This window comes from Streptomyces sp. NPDC048392 (assembly GCF_043200575.1).
Lineage (GTDB): Bacteria > Actinomycetota > Actinomycetes > Streptomycetales > Streptomycetaceae > Streptomyces.
Map to the genome: position 1 here is coordinate 1 of NZ_JBICYB010000011.1, position 17,438 is coordinate 17,438.

General features: G+C 72.5%; 13 protein-coding genes and 2 tRNA genes. 5 read left to right on the top strand and 10 right to left on the bottom strand.

The window, feature by feature from the left end; all coding sequences use genetic code 11:
• Nucleotides 1-151: 151 nt before the first annotated feature.
• From ACGFYH_RS16955 to ACGFYH_RS16965, 3 genes are all read right to left on the bottom strand, one after another.
• Nucleotides 152-928, bottom strand: a complete 777-nt coding sequence (locus ACGFYH_RS16955; RefSeq protein ID WP_393803911.1) for an isoprenyl transferase — start codon at nucleotides 926-928, stop codon at nucleotides 152-154.
• A gap of 235 nt (nucleotides 929-1,163) precedes the next feature.
• A complete protein-coding gene (locus tag ACGFYH_RS16960) occupies nucleotides 1,164-1,292 on the bottom strand; it encodes a hypothetical protein (RefSeq protein WP_393803912.1) in 129 nt (42 codons plus the stop codon).
• Between the two features lie 32 nt (nucleotides 1,293-1,324).
• Nucleotides 1,325-1,397 (bottom strand) — tRNA-Ala (locus tag ACGFYH_RS16965).
• Nucleotides 1,398-1,577: 180 nt separating this feature from the next.
• Between ACGFYH_RS16965 and ACGFYH_RS16970 the strand changes: the two genes are divergently transcribed.
• Both ACGFYH_RS16970 and ACGFYH_RS16975 read left to right on the top strand, forming a co-directional pair.
• Nucleotides 1,578-2,126, top strand: a complete 549-nt coding sequence (locus tag ACGFYH_RS16970) for a DNA-binding protein (protein ID WP_087808365.1) — start codon at nucleotides 1,578-1,580, stop codon at nucleotides 2,124-2,126.
• A gap of 84 nt (nucleotides 2,127-2,210) precedes the next feature.
• A complete protein-coding gene (locus ACGFYH_RS16975) occupies nucleotides 2,211-4,133 on the top strand; it encodes a protein kinase (RefSeq protein WP_393803913.1) in 1,923 nt (640 codons plus the stop codon).
• Between the two features lie 18 nt (nucleotides 4,134-4,151).
• On the opposite strand, the gene ACGFYH_RS16980 is transcribed toward ACGFYH_RS16975, so the two are convergent.
• On the bottom strand, nucleotides 4,152-5,540 hold the full coding sequence (locus ACGFYH_RS16980; protein ID WP_393803914.1) for a hypothetical protein: 1,389 nt from the start codon (nucleotides 5,538-5,540) through the stop codon (nucleotides 4,152-4,154).
• 227 nt (nucleotides 5,541-5,767) lie between these two features.
• The gene (locus tag ACGFYH_RS16985) at nucleotides 5,768-5,896 is read right to left on the bottom strand and encodes a DLW-39 family protein (RefSeq protein ID WP_003999697.1); all 129 of its coding nucleotides are present in this window, start codon (nucleotides 5,894-5,896) and stop codon (nucleotides 5,768-5,770) included.
• Between the two features lie 339 nt (nucleotides 5,897-6,235).
• On the opposite strand from ACGFYH_RS16985, the gene ACGFYH_RS16990 reads away from it, so the two are divergent.
• Together ACGFYH_RS16990 and ACGFYH_RS16995 are read left to right on the top strand one after the other, a co-directional pair.
• Entirely contained in the window at nucleotides 6,236-6,616 is a 381-nt protein-coding gene (locus tag ACGFYH_RS16990) for a DUF6344 domain-containing protein (protein WP_393803915.1), read from the top strand.
• A 291-nt stretch (nucleotides 6,617-6,907) separates the two neighbouring features.
• Nucleotides 6,908-7,708: a glycosyltransferase family 2 protein gene (locus tag ACGFYH_RS16995; RefSeq protein WP_393803916.1), complete on the top strand. Its 801-nt coding sequence runs from the start codon at nucleotides 6,908-6,910 to the stop codon at nucleotides 7,706-7,708.
• Nucleotides 7,709-7,804: 96 nt separating this feature from the next.
• Here the strand turns inward: ACGFYH_RS16995 and ACGFYH_RS17000 are convergent, their stop codons facing one another.
• Together ACGFYH_RS17000 and ACGFYH_RS17005 are read right to left on the bottom strand one after the other, a co-directional pair.
• Complete coding sequence (locus ACGFYH_RS17000; RefSeq protein ID WP_393803917.1) at nucleotides 7,805-8,680, bottom strand: FkbM family methyltransferase; 876 nt, start codon at nucleotides 8,678-8,680, stop codon at nucleotides 7,805-7,807.
• A 62-nt stretch (nucleotides 8,681-8,742) separates the two neighbouring features.
• Nucleotides 8,743-8,937 carry a ferredoxin gene (locus ACGFYH_RS17005; RefSeq protein ID WP_393803918.1) on the bottom strand — a complete coding sequence of 65 codons (195 nt, stop codon included), beginning with the start codon at nucleotides 8,935-8,937 and terminating at the stop codon, nucleotides 8,743-8,745.
• A 477-nt stretch (nucleotides 8,938-9,414) separates the two neighbouring features.
• Here ACGFYH_RS17005 and ACGFYH_RS17010 point away from each other — a divergent pair, with 477 nt between their 5' ends.
• On the top strand, nucleotides 9,415-13,653 hold the full coding sequence (locus ACGFYH_RS17010; protein WP_393803919.1) for a hypothetical protein: 4,239 nt from the start codon (nucleotides 9,415-9,417) through the stop codon (nucleotides 13,651-13,653).
• A gap of 259 nt (nucleotides 13,654-13,912) precedes the next feature.
• Here the strand turns inward: ACGFYH_RS17010 and ACGFYH_RS17015 are convergent.
• The 3 genes from ACGFYH_RS17015 to gyrA form a co-directional block, all read right to left on the bottom strand.
• A tRNA-Ile gene (locus ACGFYH_RS17015) sits at nucleotides 13,913-13,989 on the bottom strand.
• Between the two features lie 100 nt (nucleotides 13,990-14,089).
• Nucleotides 14,090-14,815: a DUF3566 domain-containing protein gene (locus ACGFYH_RS17020; protein ID WP_393803920.1), complete on the bottom strand. Its 726-nt coding sequence runs from the start codon at nucleotides 14,813-14,815 to the stop codon at nucleotides 14,090-14,092.
• A gap of 18 nt (nucleotides 14,816-14,833) precedes the next feature.
• Nucleotides 14,834-17,428 (bottom strand): DNA gyrase subunit A, encoded by a 2,595-nt coding sequence (gene gyrA / locus ACGFYH_RS17025; protein WP_393803921.1) that lies wholly within the window; start codon nucleotides 17,426-17,428, stop codon nucleotides 14,834-14,836.
• Nucleotides 17,429-17,438: the final 10 nt, after the last annotated feature.

Sequence of the window (17,438 nt, forward strand, 5' to 3'; positions counted from 1 at the left end):
GAATCGCTGGCGTGGGTGGGGGGGGGGGGGGGGGTGGCGCCCGGCTGACCGGGGGGGCCGTCGCCGCCCGGGCTTCTTTCGGTTCCCCCCGCGGGGGGGGGGGAGCCCGTGCCCCCCCCCCCCCGCGGCGATGTTTCACGTGAAACGGCGCTCAGCGACCGTAGCGGCGCTCCCGTAGGGAGTAGGAGCGCAGGGCACGCAGGAAGTCGATCTCGCGGAAGTCCGGCCAGTAGGTCTCACAGAAGTGGACCTCGGCGTACGCCGACTGCCAGAGCAGGAATCCGGAGAGGCGCTGTTCGCCGGAGGTGCGGATGATGAGGTCGGACTCGGAGCGTGTCTTGGAGTACAGGTGCTTGGAGATGTGCTCCATGGTGAAGGTCTCGATGAACTCGTCGATGTCGCCGCCCTGGGAGCTGTGCTCGGTCAGGGCGGAGCGCACGGCGTCGACGATCTCGCGTCTGCCCCCGTAGCCCACCGCGACGTCGACCTTGGTGCCGCCCTTGCGGTCCTGGGTGGCGGCGGTGGCGGTCTTGAGGCGGCTCGCGGACTCGGCCGGCAGCAGGTCCAGGGCGCCGACCGCTTCGACGCGCCAGGGGTTGCCCGGCGCGGCCAACCGCTCGACGACCTCGGCGATGATGTCGATGAGCGGGTTCAACTGCTCCTCGGGCCGGTGGAGGTTGTCGTCGGAGAGCATGAACAGGGTGACGTGTTCGATCTGTGCGGAGTCGCACCAGCGCAGGAAGTCCAGCACCTTCGCGCCGCCGGCCCGGTAGCCCTCGCGGGGGTCGTCGATGCCCGACATCTTGGCCCACCGGCGGTTGCCGTCGAGCATGATGCCGATGTGCTGGGGGCGTGGGCGTCCTTCCAACTCCCTGACCAGCCGCTTCATGTAGAGCGCGTCGAGAGCGGCTCGTACCTTCGCCCGCATGGTCAACCCCTTCCACCTCGTCGGTAGCGACCGGACGGCTCCGACGGCGATGAGCCCCGTGGCACCGCCCCGCAGGGGTGTGGCGCTGATGCCCTGTGGAGTGACGATATCAAGAGCGGACAGCACCGCCCGGGGGCCGAGAGGCGCCCGTCCTGGGGCCCGTTCCGGTTGTGGCGTGTGGGCCGGAGCGCTGTTCCGCGTGGTCAACTGGCGCTTTCCCTCCGGTCGTTGGTGATCATCCGGGCAGCGCGTGCGGCGTCGGGTGTGGTGCGCGGGTGAGGACCGTGAGGAACGTCTCCGCGCCGCCGGGCGCGGCGGCGGCACCGCGGTGGGCCGCCTGGATGACGCAGAGCGCCTCCGACATACGTTTCCGCAGGTCGGAGGCGCTCTTTACGGTGGAGCCTAGGGGAGTCGAACCCCTGACATCTGCCATGCAAAGACAGCGCTCTACCAACTGAGCTAAGGCCCCTCGCGAGGCGGTGTCGGTCCTGGTGTCGCGGGCCGCCGGTCGCCGCAGACAAGAGTACCGGGTCGCCCCCCGTATCTCACAAATGATTGGGGGTCCCGGGGAACGACCACGCTCCGTAAGATGCTCGGCGTGGTTCGCTGGAGCGAACTGCGGTTTTTGGGGAAGCGATGGGGAGACGCAATGGACGCCGCACAGCAGGAAGCCACCGCAAGAGCGCGGGAACTGCAGCGGAACTGGTACGGGGAGCCGCTGGGGGCGCTCTTCCGCAGGCTTATCGATGATCTCGGTCTCAACCAGGCTCGTCTCGCGGGAGTGCTGGGGCTGTCCGCGCCGATGCTGTCGCAGCTGATGAGCGGCCAGCGGGCGAAGATCGGCAATCCCGCGGTGGTCCAGCGGGTGCAACTGCTGCAGGATCTGGCGGGGCAGGTCGCCGACGGCAGTGTGAGCGCGGCCGAGGCGACGGAGCGCATGGACGAGATCAAGAAGTCGCAGGGGGGCTCGGTGCTCAGCAACACCACCACGACGACGAGCAGTTCGGGTGCGCCCACGGTCAAGCGGGTGGTCCGTGAGATCCAGTCGCTGCTGCGCTCCGTGGCGGCCGCCGGGGACATCATCGACGCGGCGGACGCGCTCTCCTCCTCGCATCCGGAGCTGGCGGAGTTCCTGCGGGTGTACGGCGCGGGCCGCACCTCGGACGCGGTCGCGCACTACCAGTCCCACCAGAACTGATCCCGGGATCCGGTCGCCGAGGGGGTCGGCGGCCGGGTCCGCGGGAGAGCGCGACAGGTCCCAGGGGAGGAGCGGCGCACAGCCATGGGTGAGGTCTTCGCGGGCCGGTACGAGCTGGTCGATCCGATCGGCCGGGGCGGGGTGGGTGCCGTATGGCGTGCCTGGGACCACCGGCGCAGGCGTTATGTGGCCGCGAAGGTGCTTCAGCAGCGGGACGCGCACTCGCTGCTGCGGTTCGTCCGCGAGCAGGCGCTGCGCATCGACCATCCCCATGTCCTCGCGCCCGCGAGCTGGGCCGCCGACGACGACCAGGTCCTGTTCACCATGGACCTGGTCACGGGTGGTTCGCTGGTGCACCTGGTCGGGGACTACGGTCCCCTGCCGCCCGACTTCGTGTGCACGCTGCTCGACCAGCTCCTGTCGGGCCTGGCGGCGGTGCACGGGGAGGGTGTGGTGCACCGTGACATCAAGCCCGCCAACCTGCTGCTCGAGGCGACGGGGACGGGCCGTCCGCGGCTGAGGCTGTCCGACTTCGGTATCGCGATGCGGCTGGGCGAGCCCCGGCTGACGGAGACCAACCTCGTGGTGGGGACGCCGGGTTACCTCGCGCCCGAGCAGATGACGGGGGCGGAGCCGGACTTCCCGGCGGACCTGTTCGCGGTGGGTCTGGTCGCCCTGTATCTGCTGGAGGGGGCGAAGCCGGACACCAAGGCGCTCGTGCAGCACTTCGCCGAGTACGGTACGCCGCCCGCGCCGCGAGGGATTCCCGAGCCGCTGTGGCAGGTCGTGGCGACGTTGGTGCAGCCGGATCCGCCGGCGAGGTTCCGCACCGCGACGGGGGCGCGCAAGGCGCTGGCCGCGGCGGTCGAGCTGCTGCCGGAGCCCGGCCCCGACGACGAGCTGATCGAGATATTCGACCAGGTGGGCCCGCTGCCACCGGGGTTCGGTCCCGAGGGGCCCCTCAAACGGGCGTCCGGCGTGGACGACGTACCGACGGACCCGCGACGGCCGACGGACCCGGCACCCTCCCCGCCCGCGGCCGCTGCGCCGCGGACCCCTTCCTGGACATCGGCGCCCCCGCCCGGCCCGTTTCCGGCACCGGACCTGCCCCCGGCGCCCCCGCCGCCGGGCGGCCCGCGTCCCGATCCGGGCGGCCCGCACCCCGATCCGGGCGGCCTCCGTCCCCTGCGCGACCGGACGCCCTCCGGCCCCGCCACGCCCCCGGCGCTCCCGCCGCCGGGCGGCCCGCGTCCCGATCCGGGCGGCCCGCGTCCCGATCCTGGCAGCCCGCACCCCGATCCGGGCGGCCTCCGTCCCCTGCGCGACCGGACGCCCTCCGGCCCCGCCACGCCCCCGGCGGGCACACCGTCGATTCCGGGGCCGGTCCCGCACCCCGCGGGTCCGCCGTCCGCCCTCGACGGCACCCCGGCCGCACCGGCCGGTACACCGCCGACCGGGACCGGCGCCCCGTCCGCCCCCCACGAAGGCGACGGCATCCCGCCGGCCCCGGCCGCCACGCCGTCCGCGGTGGCTCCCGGGGCCGAGCGGCGGGGCAGGATGTCGGAGACGGGGAGTTTCCACCTGCCGCCTCCGCTGCCGACCGTCACATCGGAGTCGGAGTCGGAGTCGGAGGCGAAGCCCGCGTCGGCGTCGGCGTCGGCGTCGGCGTCGGCGTCGGCGGCCGATGCGCAGCCGCCCGCCCAGAGCCCGGCCTTCACGGGCGGCCCGCACGACCAGCCGCCGTACCAGCCGCGATACCAGCCGCCGTACCGGCCGCCGCAGGTGCCGCCGCTTCCCGCTCAGGCCCTCGCGCCGTCCCCGCGGCAGCGTGCCGACGCGCCCACCGCCCCGTACACGGCCGGTGCCCCGCGGGCCGCCCCTCCCGCCCAGCACCGAGGGACACGGCGGCGCCGCCGTTCCGGGCCTCCGGCGAGGGTGGCGTTGCCGCTGCTGCTGCTCGCGCTGGCCTGTTACGCCGTGGGTTTCTGGGCACTGACCCGGACCTGAACCCGGCTACCGGAGGGTTCAGGGCCTGCGCCGGGCCGCCGCCGTCCACAGGGCCAGGCCGAGGAGGAGCAGGCTGCCGGCGCCGATCCCGCCGACGGCGACCGCCTTCATGGCGAGGTCGTCGTTCGCGGCCCCGGGCTCCGGTACCGCCACCCGGTCCTGTGCGGAGACCTCGAAGAGGCCCTGCGGCCGGGACTCCCCCGCGTAGTCGGGGCCGGTCCGCGCCGCTCCCCCGAGTCGTACGCGCAGTGTCAGCCCGAAAGGGCCCTGGCCGAAGCCGTCGGCCACCTGTGCCGCGAGGTGGACCACGACGTAGTAGTCACCGGCGAACCGCAGCGCGCCGACCTGTCCGGCCGTGGCGTACCGGTTGGAGTACGACACGGGCGGCAGCGGAGCGAGACCCACGGTGGTCTGCCGGCCGGTGTAGCCCCTGGCGGCGGCGTCGACCTCGCCGCGCACGGGATTGTGCAGCGCCAGTCGCAGGGCGCCGGTGGCGTAACCGGAGGCGTCCGCGGAGCCGGCCAGTTCGGCGGTCGCGTACACCTGGCGGCCCCAGTCGACCGGCACCTTGTAGTAGAGGGTCTCCCCGGGCCGGATGTCGTCGCGCCAGACTCCTTGCCCGACGAGGGTGGCGTGGGCGAACCCGCTGCCGCCGGGCCTGTGTTCCGGCTCGCCGGCGAGGGGCTCGGGCGAGGCGGAGTCCCAGGCCCCGGGCGTCCTGGTCGCGCCGGTACCTCGCGGGCGGGATTCGGTGGCGGCGGTGAGTTCCAGGTCCCAGGCGTCCGGCGGGGAGTCCTGGGGCCGGGTCCGCTCGACGGTGACGTAGTAGGTGCCGGGGTCCTGGCACCGGTTGGTGCCGGAGCCGAGCTCGCGCATGCCCCAGGCGGTGACCGGGCGGGGGCTGTGGGCGGCGCCGAACGTCGCGCTGTCCACGGAGCAGGAGCCGCCGTCGGCGTCCCGGACGGAGACCCGGATGCCGTCGACGGCGGTGACCTCGCCGTCGGCGCCGGGTACGGCGGTGACGGAGACGTAGGCGTCGGAGGCGGCGTCGAGTTCGAGGCGGTAATAGAGGGTGCCGTTCCGCGGCAGGGAACTGCGGTACGTGGAGCCGGCCTCCAGCGGTTCGGCGCCCGGGGCGGACCCCGCGCCCGCGAGACGCGGGGCGCCGTCCGCGAAGTCGTATCCGGTGCTCGCACCGGCCGCGCGGGCCGTGGCGCCGGGCAGGGCGGCCGCGGGCGGGGCGGCCGGCAGGGCGACTGCGGGCGGGGCGGCCGGCAGGGCGGCTGCCGTGGCCAGTACGGCGCTCACGACCGCCAGCCGTGCCGGCACCGGCGGGCGGGCGGGCACCGTCGGCCGCTCGCGTCCCGTTCCCCCGGTACGCCGTCGAGCCGTACACCACCGTCCCATGACCCGCCACCCCTCGCGCTCACCGGCTCCGCGCCGCCCGCCCCTGAGCGGACCGCGCCCCATCCTGCCGCGCCCCCTCGCGCTCGCACACCCCCCGCGCTCCCGCACCCCGCACCCCGCACGGCAAACGGCAAACGGCAAACGGCAAACGGCAAACGGCAAACGGCAACACAAAACCCCGACCGTTTGGCGGCCGGGGTCTGCTCAGGACCGGATGTCGGTCGTACTCACGAACCCGTGGGCACGGAGTCGGTCGCCTCCGTCCACAGATCCTGCTCGGCGCGATCCGCCTGGATCTGGCGGTACACGAGGAGCCCGCCGATGGCGGCCAGTGCGACCAGGAGAAGCTTCTTCACCGCGCGACCTCGTCTTTCCTTGACGTAGGGGACTTCTGGCGCCCGACTATACACACCGGCCGATACCGATCGGTGACCTGCGTCGGTGGTCAACTGCCCGCCGCCGGAACCCCTTTAGAAGCGGACGAAGCCGTTCTGATCGGAGGGTGATCACACCCTCACACGCTGCGGCTTTCGCCCGCCTTCCTCTCTTATTTGCACCTTTTATGGGCTTCTGAGGCCATTCGGGTGGTGTTCATCTGAACATCGACGCGCCACGGGCGTCGGTCCACCACATCGCGACGCTCATACACATCATGAGGAAAGTACGCAAATCGCCCAACCCGAAAGTGAGGGGCCATGGCCCGGAACAAGGTCCTGACGCTCTGGACCACCATCGTCACCGCCTTCCTCGCGCTGTGCACGGCGCTCGGACTCATCACGACGACGGCCGCCGCGGCCGTACCGCAGACCGGAACGCACAGCAACAGCGAGAGCGCCTCCCCCGAGGCGGCACCCGCTGCCGCGGCCGCTCCCCGGTCCTGGTCGCGCACCGGCTCCCTGCCCCCGACGATGAAGCAGCGCATCCGGGCCGAGGCCCACGGCGCGGCACCCAGTTGCCGCCACCGCCCGCTCGCCGGCACCACCGCCAGGACGACGGCCACGGCCACCGGCCTTCCGTGCGACGACACCGCCGCCGCCGAGCCCTCGGCCCAGCACACCATCCCGCTGCAGCGCTGAGCGGCCCGCGCCACCCCCGACCCCGACGTAACGGCGATCTGCGTACAGCACCACACGCGAGAAACGGCCCGGCCGCTCGACAGAGCAGCCGGGCCGCCGCCGTGTACGGGTGCACGGCGCCCCCGCCGACCCCCGGTCCCCACGGCCTCTCCGCGGGTCGTAGCCTGCGACCGCGACGACGGACCAGACGACGAACCCGACGACGGACCGGATGCGGTGAGTGCCAGTGCCAGAGGCGTACGAAGTGACCGCGGACGGTCCGCGCCGCCCGATCCGAGCCGGTGCAAGGCGGTGAGTGCCGCCGCGAACCGGCGCGTCGTCGTCGTCACGGCCGTGCACGGCCCCTCGGCCCCGTTCCTGCCGCAGGCCCACGCGTCGTTGTGCGCCCAGGAGTTGCCCGAGGGCTGGGAGTGGCGCTGGGTGATCCAGGAGGACGGCCGTACGCGGGACGTCCGGCCGCACGTGCCCGACGATCCGCGTGTCGTCTTCCGCCAGGGCCGGCCGGGGCGGCAGGGCGGGCCCGGCGTGGCCCGCACGATGGCCCTGGCCCACGCGGACGGCGAGTACGTGAAGGTCCTGGACGCCGACGACCGGCTCACTCCTGGCGCCCTCGCCCGCGACCTCGCCGCCCTGGAGGCCGACCCGGCGCTCGGATGGGCTACCTCACGGGCCCTGGACCTGCTGCCCGACGGTTCGACGGCCGGCTTCCCCGGCGATCCGGTGGACGGGCCGATCGAGCGCGGGGAGGTGCTCGACTTCTGGAAGGCGAACGGGTTCCGCGCCCAGGTCCACCCGGCGACCCTCCTGGTACGGCGTCGACTGCTGTTCGCCCTCGGCGGCTGGATGGCCCTGCCCGCGTCCGAGGACACCGGTCTGCTGCTGGCGCTCAACTGCGTGAGCCGGGGCTGGTTCTCCGAAGAGGTGGGCCTTCTCTACCGCAAGTGGGAGGGCCAGGAGACCGGCCAGGCATCCCATGCGGACCCCGTCGAACGCGACGCCCGGATGGCGGTCGTGGAGGCCAGGGCACGGGCTCTGATGTCCTTCGGCCGACGCCCGCCGGAGGACGCCGGCCGTCCGCGCGAGCGTCCGTGAGACAGGCGGCACGGCCCCGGACGGCCGGGCACAGCCCCACAGCGAACCGGACGGACGGCACAGCCCCGGACGGCCGGGCCCCCCACAGCGAACCAGTCACGGCAGCCGCTCCGCGTCGACGCGCGAGAAGATCAGGTCGCTCTCCTCGGTCACCGGCCCGCGCCAGCGAACCGGCGCCCGGGGCTCACCGCTCAGCGCCGCGGGGTAGCTCCCGGACGCGTAGTCGTTGGCCAGCCGGTAGACGTGGAACCCGGCGTCACGCATCACCGTGAGCAGGTCGTCGGCCGAGTCCCCGAGCCGGCTCATGCGCTCGGGTGCCACCTCGACGGTGATCTCCACGTCGGACCGCAGAGCGCCCAGCATCGGTGCGAGACCGCGCACGACGCTCCCCTCCGCGCCCTCGACGTCGATCTTGATCACCCGGGCGGTCGCGATCTCCGCCGGATCGAGGAGTTCGGGCAGCGGCCCGGCCCGTGTCTCGAAGCTGGACTCCACCGGGCCCTCGTACGGGACGATGCTGTTCGCCCCCGTGTTCCGTGAGCTGGCGAGCAGGAAGGTCAGCGTCCTGGTGCGGTCCGAGACGGCGGCGTTGAGCGCGCGGATGTTCCCGAGGTCGTTGAGCCGGGCGTGCCGCACCAGACGGCGGTGGAGGTCCGGGGACGCCTCGATCGCGACGACCCGGCCCCCGTCACCGACGAGCCGGGCCGCGAGGACGCTGAAGACGCCGATGTTGGCCCCGACGTCGACGAACCCGTCTCCCGGCCGCAGCCGGCGCCCGAGCCAGCCCGTCATGTGCGGCTCCCAGACGCCGAACAGGTACAGGTACCGCTGGATGAGATCCTGCGTGTCCACGACGAACAGACCGCCGGAACGCGCCTCGACGACTGCCCGGCGGGGGTGCTCACGCAGATGCGCGTTCAGCCAGCGTTCGGCGAGAGCCGCCTTCCCCAGGGTGCCGGGGCCGTTTCGCACGTACCGGGCGGCCAGGGTGACCAGGGCCTCCGGAACCGGGACGATCGATGCACCTCGGATGCTCAGTCTCCTCCCGTGATGGTGATCGCGGCGGACGGACATCCCTCGGCCGCCTCGCGCACCCGCGGGGCGTCGACATCGTGCTCCCGACCGGGCAGGACGGCACCGAGGCCGTCCACCCGGGTGAAGACGGAGGGGGCCCGGTGGACGCAGTCGCCGGAGCCGTAACACTGCTCGGGGTCGACCAAGATCCTCATGCGCACTCCAGCGGCGGTCGGTGTCGGAGCCTTCACGACGTGCCTGCCCGCGGACCGGCGCGCTGAATCCGCCCTGCCCGCCCGCCCGTTGCACCGGTCCTCCCGGTCGTCACCGGCCAGCGCGTGCGCGTCGGCATGGTTTGGCTCCGGTCCCTCCCCTCGTGGGGACCGGTGCCACACCATGCCGGCGCCGTTTTCGCGTGCGGTGGCGGTGGCGACAGCGGTACGGGGAACGGGTCGGGGAGGAACGGGCCACCGAAAGCTGACCGAGAACATGCGGCCTCATGGGGTGGCTATCCGAGTGCTGAGCCGCTGACCTGTCCGGGTGCCGCGGGGCCATCTCGCCACTGCGGCGCGATCCTGCCACCTGTGGTCGCCGCAGAGGAGGTTCCTGGCCCATGACACCGATGGAGCCGCAGGTCAGGCATATAGAGTGAGTTTTCCGGTCCGGACGTCCAGGTGCGGGGGAAGTAAGGAGTGGAGACCTTGAGTTTCGACTCAGGGGCACGCACGGCCTTCGCAGAACGCCTCGCACTGCTGTACAGGGAGGCCGGCAACCCTCCGCTCAAGCGCGTGTCCGAGGCCGTCGTCCGGCTCCAGCGGGTCGACGAACGAGGACGGCCCGTTCGGGTCTCCGCCCAGCGGATCAGCGACTGGCGGCGGGCCAGGAACGTGCCCGCCCAGTTCCCCGCCCTCGCGGCGGTTCTGCACGTCCTCATCCCCCAGGCGCGGCGCGCGCGGCCCGTACCCGTCTCCGCCGGACTGTACGACGTGGTCCAGTGGCAACGCCTGTGGGAGCGGGCGGTGGCCGACCCGACCGGCGAACGCCCCGGGCCGTCCGCGGCCGGGGGACAGCCCCCTGCCGAGGCCGCGGCCGCCCCCGGCGGGATCTGCCCCTACCGGGGGCTGGCCGCCTACCGCCGGGAGGACGCCGGCTGGTTCTTCGGGCGGGAACGGAGCACGCGGGCCCTCGTCGCCCAGCTCGACGCGGCGCGGGACACGGGCGGCCTGGTCATGCTCGTGGGCGCCTCCGGCGCGGGGAAGTCCTCCCTGCTGAACGCGGGCCTGGTACCGGCCCTGCGCGACGGCGCGCCGGACACCGGGGCCGGTCCGCCCAGAGAGGTCCTCCAGCTCGTACCGGGGGCCGACCCGCTCGGGGAGCTGACCCGGCTGGTACCGCGGCTCGCGCCCGTCGTCGGCGCCGCTCGGGAGGCGGCGGCGGGGGAGACGGGTCCGGGGCAGACAGGGTCGAGGGAGCCACGAGCCAGGGAGACGGGTACAAGCGAGCCAGGCGCAGGCGAGCCAGGCGCAGGCGAGCCAGGCGCAGGCCAGCCGGGCGCAGGCGAGCCACGAGCGAGAGAGCCAGGCGCAAGGGACACGGCGGCGGCGAAGCCGGGCGACCCCGGGACCCCGGACAGGCGCGACCCCCGCGCCCGGGACACGGACGATCCGCGGACCGAGGACGCCGTCAGGGCGGTCTTCGCGGGCTGGGCGGCACAGGGCGCGTCGGGCGCCACCTCGCCGGACGCCCGCCCGGTCGTCATCGTGGACCAGTTCGAGGAACTCTTCACGCTGTGCGCCGACGAGGCGGACCGGCGCGTGTTCATCCGGCTGCTCCAGGCCGCCTGCGTGCCCGGCGACGGCGGGGACGTCGCGCCGGTGCTCGTGACGCTGGGCGTACGCGCCGACTTCTACGACCGGTGCCTGCGCTATCCCGAGCTGGCCGACGCGCTGCAGCACCGGCACATGGTGCTCGGGCCGCTGACCACCGCGGAACTGCGCGAGGCCGTGACCGCCCCGGCCAGGGCCGTCGGCATGGAACTCGAGCCCGGACTCGCCGAGCTGATCATCAGGGAGGTGAGCACCGACGGCCCGCGCGGGGCCCACGACGCGGGCGTGCTGCCGCTCTTGTCCCACGCCCTGCTGGCCACCTGGCAGCGGCGCAAGGCGGGCCGGCTGACCCTGGCCGGATACCGCGCGGCCGGCGGCATCCAGGGAGCGGTGGCCGCGACCGCCGAGCGGGCCTGGTCGGGCCTGGACCCGGCGGCACGCACGGCCGCGAGGCTGCTGCTGCTCAGGCTGGTCCGGCTGAGCGAGGACACCCAGGCCACCCGCAGGCGCAGCACGCGGCGCCGGCTGGCCGAGGAGTCGGGGGACCCCGGCAAGACCGAGGAGTCCCTCGAGGCGCTGGTACGGGCCCGGCTGGTGACCCTCGACGCGGACACCGTGGAGATCACCCACGAGGCACTGCTGCACGCCTGGCCGCGGCTGCGCGACTGGATCGACGAGGACCGCGCCGGCAACCTGCTGCGCCAGCGGCTGGAGGAGGACGGCCTGGCCTGGGAGGAGTCCGACCGCGACGCCGCACTGCTCTACCGGGGCTCGCGGCTGGCACAGGCGAGCAGCTGGGCCGAGTCGGCCGGCGACACTTTCCTGACCCGCGGCGCGGTGGAGTTCCTGGCCGCCGCGGTCAGGCTGCGCAGGCGCACCGTCCTGGTCAGTCGTGCCGCGGTCTCGGCGCTGGTCGTCCTGGCCCTCGTGGCCGTCGGTTCGGCGGTGCTCGCCTGGCAGCAGCGCAACGACGCCGTGTTCGAGCAGGTGGTCGCGGAGGCGGACCGGGTCCAGGACACGGACCCGTCGCTGTCGGCCCAGCTCGACCTGGCGGCGCACCGCCTGCGGCCGGACGACGAGGACGTCAGGAACCGGCTGATCTCGATCGTGAACGCGCCACTGGCCACCCCGCTCCTCGGGCACACGGGCGCCGTCTACCTGACCTCCTTCAGCCCCGACGGGCGGATCCTGGCGACGGCCAGCTACGACCGGACCGTCCGGTTGTGGGACGTCTCGGACCCCGACCGCCCGAAACAGCTGGGCAAGCCCCTCACCGGACACACCAGCTGGGTGAGTACCGCGGTCTTCAGCCCGGACGGCCGCACCCTGGCCAGCGCCTCGGACGACGGCACGATCCGGCTGTGGGACGTGCGGGACCCCGGCCGCCCGCGCCCGCTCGGTACCCCCCTGCCCGGTCACGGCGGCACCGTCTACCTGCTCGCCTTCACCCCGGACGGCCGCACCCTGGCCTCCGCCCACGACGACCACGCCGTACGCCTGTGGAACGTGGCCGACCCGCGCCGCCCCAAGGCGCTCGACACTCTTACCGGCGCCACCGCCGCGGTGCGCTCGGTGGCGTTCGACCCCGACGGACACATGCTCGCGGCCGGCGGCGACGACGAGAAGGTCCGGCTCTGGGACGTCAGCGACCCCGCCCGCGCGAAGCCCGTCGGCGCACCGCTCACCGGCCACAGCGCTCTGGTGCACTCCGTGGCCTTCAGCCCCGACGGCCGCACCCTCGCCAGCGGCAGCGCGGACGACACCGTACGGCTCTGGGACGTCACCGACCCCGCCCGCGGCAAGCCCGTCGGTGCCCCGCTCACCGGCCACAGCGGCCCCGTCTGGGCGGTGGCCTTCAGCCCCGACGGTGCCATGCTCGCCGCGAGCAGCGCGGACAGTACGGCAAGCCTGTGGAACGTCAGCGACCCGGCCTACCCCTCGCAGGTCGGCGTGCCCCTGGCCGGAGGCAGCGGCGAGATGTACGCCCTCGGCTTCAGCCCCGACGGCCACACCCTCGCCACCGGCAGCGGCGACAGCAAGGTCCGCCTGTGGTCGCTGCCGACGTCGGACATGATCGGCCGCATCGGCGCGTTCCGTCCGGACGGGCGGGTGCTGGCCACGGCGGCCCGCGACGGCAGCGTCCGGCTGTGGAACGTGACGAACCCCGGCCGGCCCGTGTCGCTGAGCGCCCCCTTCAAACAGGGGGAGGGCGACATACGGTCCCTGGTGTTCTCCCCGGACGGCGACACACTCGCGGTGCTCACGGGAGGCAGTTCGCTCCGGTTGTGGGACGTCACGGACCCGGCGCGGCCCACCGCCCACGGACCGCCCGTGGCGTTGCGCACCCGCTACGCGGGCCCCGACACACTGGCGTTCAGCCCCGACGGCCGCACCCTGGCCACGGCGCACGACGACCGCACCGTCCAGTTGTGGAACACCGACGACCCGTCCCGCCCCCGCCGTCTGGGCAAGCCGCTCGGCGGCCACACGGGATACGTCAACACCCTGGTGTTCAGCCCGGACGGCCACACCCTGGCCAGCGGCGGCGCGGACGACGCCGTACGGCTCTGGGACGTCACCGACCCCGCGCACGCCACCCGTCTCGGCACGCCCCGCACCGGGCACCTCGGGCCCGTCAACGCCCTCGCCTACAGTCCCGACGGCCACACCCTGGCCAGCGGCAGCGACGACGGCACGGTCCGGCTCTGGGACGTCACCGACCCGGGCGGAGCGGCCGGGGCCGTGGCCACGCTCGCCGGACACACCGACTCGGTGGTGTCGCTGACGTTCAGCCAGGAAGGCGACACCCTGGCCAGCGGCGCCAACGACAACACGGTCCGGCTCTGGAGCGTCACCGACCCCTCCGGCGCCGCCCCCATCGGCCAGGCGATGAGCCCCAACGCCAAGACGGGCAACTTCCTCTCCTTCAGCCCCGTGCGCCACATGCTCGGGGTGTCCAGCGGCACGGACACCGTCCGGCTGTGGAGCCTGGGCGTCGACGACGCCATCGACCGCATCTGCTCCGCCACCCGGGGGGTACTGACCGAGGAGAAGTGGCACGAGTACCTGCCGCGTCTGGATTACGAGCCACCGTGCGACCGGTGAACCCCTCAGAAACCCCCACCGGGCACACGTGACCTCTGTCACATCCCTGCCACCCGACCGACCAGTCGGCACCCGCCGCACATCGGGCCTTGTTAGCCTTGGCGACAGCCCGACCGCTGGCGCATCCCCCGTCGCCAGCGGTCGGGTCTTTTCGACCGCCGCCCCGCCCCGGAAGCCGCGCACACGTCGAGACCCACGAACCACCCACGCCCACGAACGCCGAAGACCCCCAGCCGCATCCGGCTGGGGGTCTTCATGCTGGTGGGGCTAACAGGATTTGAACCTGTGGCCTCATCCTTATCAGGGATGCGCTCTAACCAACTGAGCTATAGCCCCGCCGCGCTCTGCGGTGTATGTCCCGCGCGCTGACCCCTGAAGATTAGCGCACGAGGCGGGCAGTCCCAAAATCGGTTGTCGCCAGGCCACGGAGCGGGAATCACTCGTCCTCGGCGAGCGTCAGCTCCACGCCGCCGACGAAGCCGGCGGACAGGTTGTAGATGAACGCGCCGAGGGTGGCCAGGGCCGTCGCGAGGACGACGTCGATGACCGCGATGATCGTCGTGAACAGCAGCACGTTGGGCAGCGAGAGGAAGGACTGCAGGTCGAAGCCGTTGGACTCGTTGGAGCCGGTGGCCTCGGAGATCGTGCCGCCGACCGTCGAGAAGACGCCCATGGCGTCCATGACCATCCACAGCACGGCGGACGCGACGATGGTGCAGATGCCGAGCGCGATGGAGAGCAGGAAGCTGACCTTCATCACCGACCACGGGTCGGCCTTCGACACGCGCAGGCGTGCCTTGCGGACCCGGGGCGTGGTGCGGGCGCCGGTGCGCGGGCGGCGCACGGCGGACGCCTTGCCGCCCTGGGTCTGGTAGGCCTGCGGCGGGTGGTAGGGCCCGCCCGGCTGCTGTGGCTGCCGTTCGCCCGGCAGCGGCGAGGCCGCCTGCTGAGTCTGCTGGCCTCGGGTGTCCGTCACAGTTCCCCCCTGGGATCCATGCGTCTTGGACGAGCTCGCCGAGTGCGAATCGGTCGCTCCGTCGTCGATCTTGCGCAGTTGAGTCGTGTGCGAATCCGTCGCACGCGCGGCGGAGCCACGGCCGCCGCCGTCCGTTTCCGTACCCGTGGGGGTACCGGCCGATCCGGCGCCCGTGGCTCCGCTCACGATGACTCTCTCCTCGTGCTACTCGGCCGAGGGCGCCTCACCCTCGTCCGTGCCGGTGGTCGCGGCACCCTCGGCGGTCTCGTCGACGACCACATCGCCGTCGACCTCCTCCGCCTCGCGTCCCGCCTCGGCGTTGCGTGCGATGCCGACGACGGCATCGCGCTTGCCCAGATTGATCAGTTGGACGCCCATGGTGTCACGGCCCGTCTCCCTGACCCCGCTGACTCGCGTACGAATCACACCGCCCGAGAGTGTGATGGCGAGGATCTCGTCGTGCTCCTCGACCACCAGCGCGCCCACGAGCGACCCGCGGTCCTCGACGATCTTGGCAGCCTTGATGCCGAGACCTCCGCGGCCCTGGACGCGGTACTCGTCGACGGAAGTGCGCTTTGCGTACCCGCCGTCGGTGGCAGTGAACACGAACGTACCGGCTCGAACAACATTCATCGAGAGCAGCTGGTCCCCTTCGCGGAAACTCATGCCCTTGACACCCGAGGTGGCACGGCCCATCGGGCGCAGCGTGTCGTCCGAGGCGGTGAACCTGATCGACTGCGCCTTCTTGCTGACCAGCAGCAGATCATCCTCGGCCGAGACGAGTTCGGCTCCGATCAGTTCGTCGTCGCTTCCGTCCTCCTGCTCGCGCAGGTTGATGGCGATGACACCACCGGAACGCGGCGAGTCGTAGTCCTTCAGCGGTGTCTTCTTCACCAGGCCCGCCTTGGTGGCCAGGACCAGGTACGGGACCGCCTCGTAGTCGCGGATCGCGCGGATCTGCGCGATCGACTCGTCCGGCTGGAAGGCCAGCAGGTTCGCCACGTGCTGCCCGCGCGCGTCCCGGCCGGCGTCGGGCAGTTCGTAGGCCTTCACCCGGTAGACCCGGCCCTTGTTCGTGAAGAACAGCAGCCAGTGGTGCGTCGTGGACACGAAGAAGTGGTTGACGATGTCGTCTTCCTTGAGCTTCGTGCCGCGTACGCCCTTGCCGCCGCGCTTCTGGGCCCGGTAGTCGTCGGTCTTGGTGCGCTTGATGTAGCCGCCGCGCGTGACCGTGACGACGATGTCCTCTTCGGCGATCAGGTCCTCGATGGACATGTCGCCCTCGTAGGGGATCAGCTTCGTCTTGCGGTCGTCGCCGTACTTCTCGACGAGCGCGGCCAGTTCCTCACTGACGATCCCGCGCTGGCGGACCGGCGAGGCCAGGATCTGGTTGTACTCGGTGATCTTCCGCTGGAGTTCGTCGTGCTCCTGGACGATCTTCTGGCGCTCCAGGGCCGCGAGGCGCCGCAGCTGCATCTCCAGGATCGCGTTGGCCTGGATCTCGTCGATCTCCAGGAGGCCCATCAGGCCCCCGCGGGCGATCTCGACGGTGTCACTGCGCCGGATCAGCGCGATGACGTCGTCGATGGCGTCCAGAGCCTTCAGCAGGCCGCGCAGGATGTGCGCCCGCTCCTCGGCCTTGCGCAGCCGGAACTTCGTACGCCGGACGATGACCTCGATCTGGTGGTTCACCCAGTGGCGGATGAACGCGTCCAGGGAGAGCGTGCGCGGCACGCCGTCGACCAGGGCCAGCATGTTGGCGCTGAAGTTGCTCTGCAGGTCGGTGTGCTTGTAGAGGTTGTTCAGGACGACCTTGGCGACCGCGTCCCGCTTGAGCACGATGACCAGGCGCTGACCGGTGCGCGAGCTGGTCTCGTCGCGGACGTCGGCGATGCCGCCGACCTTGCCGTCCTTCACCAGGTCGGCGATCTTCTGCGCGAGGTTGTCCGGGTTGGTCTGGTACGGCAGCTCCGTGACGACCAGGCACTGGCGGTTCTGGATCTCCTCGACCTCGACGACCGCCCGCATGGTGATCGAGCCGCGCCCGGTGCGGTAGGCCTCCTCGATGCCCTTGCGGCCCACGACCAGGGCGCCGGTGGGAAAGTCGGGGCCCTTGATGCGCTCGATCAGCGCGTCGAGGAGCTCCTCGTGCGAGGCCTCGTAGTTCTCCAGGTACCACTGGGCGCCGGCCGCCACCTCGCGCAGGTTGTGCGGCGGGATGTTGGTCGCCATGCCGACCGCGATGCCCGCCGAGCCGTTGATCAGCAGGTTGGGAAAACGGGCGGGCAGGACGGTCGGCTCCTGGGAGCGGCCGTCGTAGTTGTCCGTGAAGTCGACGGTCTCCTCGTCGATGTCCCGGACCATCTCCATCGACAGCGGCGCCATCTTGCACTCGGTGTAGCGCATGGCCGCCGCCGGGTCGTTGCCCGGCGAGCCGAAGTTGCCGTTGGAGTCGACGAGCGGCATCCGCATCGACCAGGGCTGGGCGAGGCGGACCAGGGCGTCGTAGATGGAGGAGTCGCCGTGGGGGTGGTAGTTGCCCATGACGTCGCCGACGACACGGGCGCACTTGTAGAAGCCGCGCTCGGGGCGGTAGCCGCCGTCGTACATGGCGTACAGCACCCGGCGGTGCACGGGCTTGAGGCCGTCGCGGACGTCGGGCAGCGCACGCGAGACGATGACGGACATCGCGTAGTCGAGGTAGGAGCGCTGCATCTCCGTCTCGAGCCCGACGGGCTCGACACGCATCGCCAGGGCGTCGCCCTCGGGCGTCGTCACAGGAGTGTTCTCGTCGGTCATTGCTGGTGAA

Excerpts from the sequence above, each read along its gene's own strand:
- ACGFYH_RS16955 (WP_393803911.1), bottom strand. The coding sequence starts at position 928 with ATGCGGGCGAAGGTACGAGCCGCTCTCGACGCGCTCTACATGAAGCGG.
- ACGFYH_RS16960 (WP_393803912.1), bottom strand. The coding sequence starts at position 1,292 with ATGTCGGAGGCGCTCTGCGTCATCCAGGCGGCCCACCGCGGTGCCGCC.
- ACGFYH_RS16970 (WP_087808365.1), top strand. The coding sequence starts at position 1,578 with ATGGACGCCGCACAGCAGGAAGCCACCGCAAGAGCGCGGGAACTGCAG.
- ACGFYH_RS16975 (WP_393803913.1), top strand. The coding sequence starts at position 2,211 with ATGGGTGAGGTCTTCGCGGGCCGGTACGAGCTGGTCGATCCGATCGGC.
- ACGFYH_RS16980 (WP_393803914.1), bottom strand. The coding sequence starts at position 5,540 with ATGGGACGGTGGTGTACGGCTCGACGGCGTACCGGGGGAACGGGACGC.
- ACGFYH_RS16990 (WP_393803915.1), top strand. The coding sequence starts at position 6,236 with ATGGCCCGGAACAAGGTCCTGACGCTCTGGACCACCATCGTCACCGCC.
- ACGFYH_RS17005 (WP_393803918.1), bottom strand. The coding sequence starts at position 8,937 with ATGAGGATCTTGGTCGACCCCGAGCAGTGTTACGGCTCCGGCGACTGC.
- gyrA (WP_393803921.1), bottom strand. The coding sequence starts at position 17,428 with ATGACCGACGAGAACACTCCTGTGACGACGCCCGAGGGCGACGCCCTG.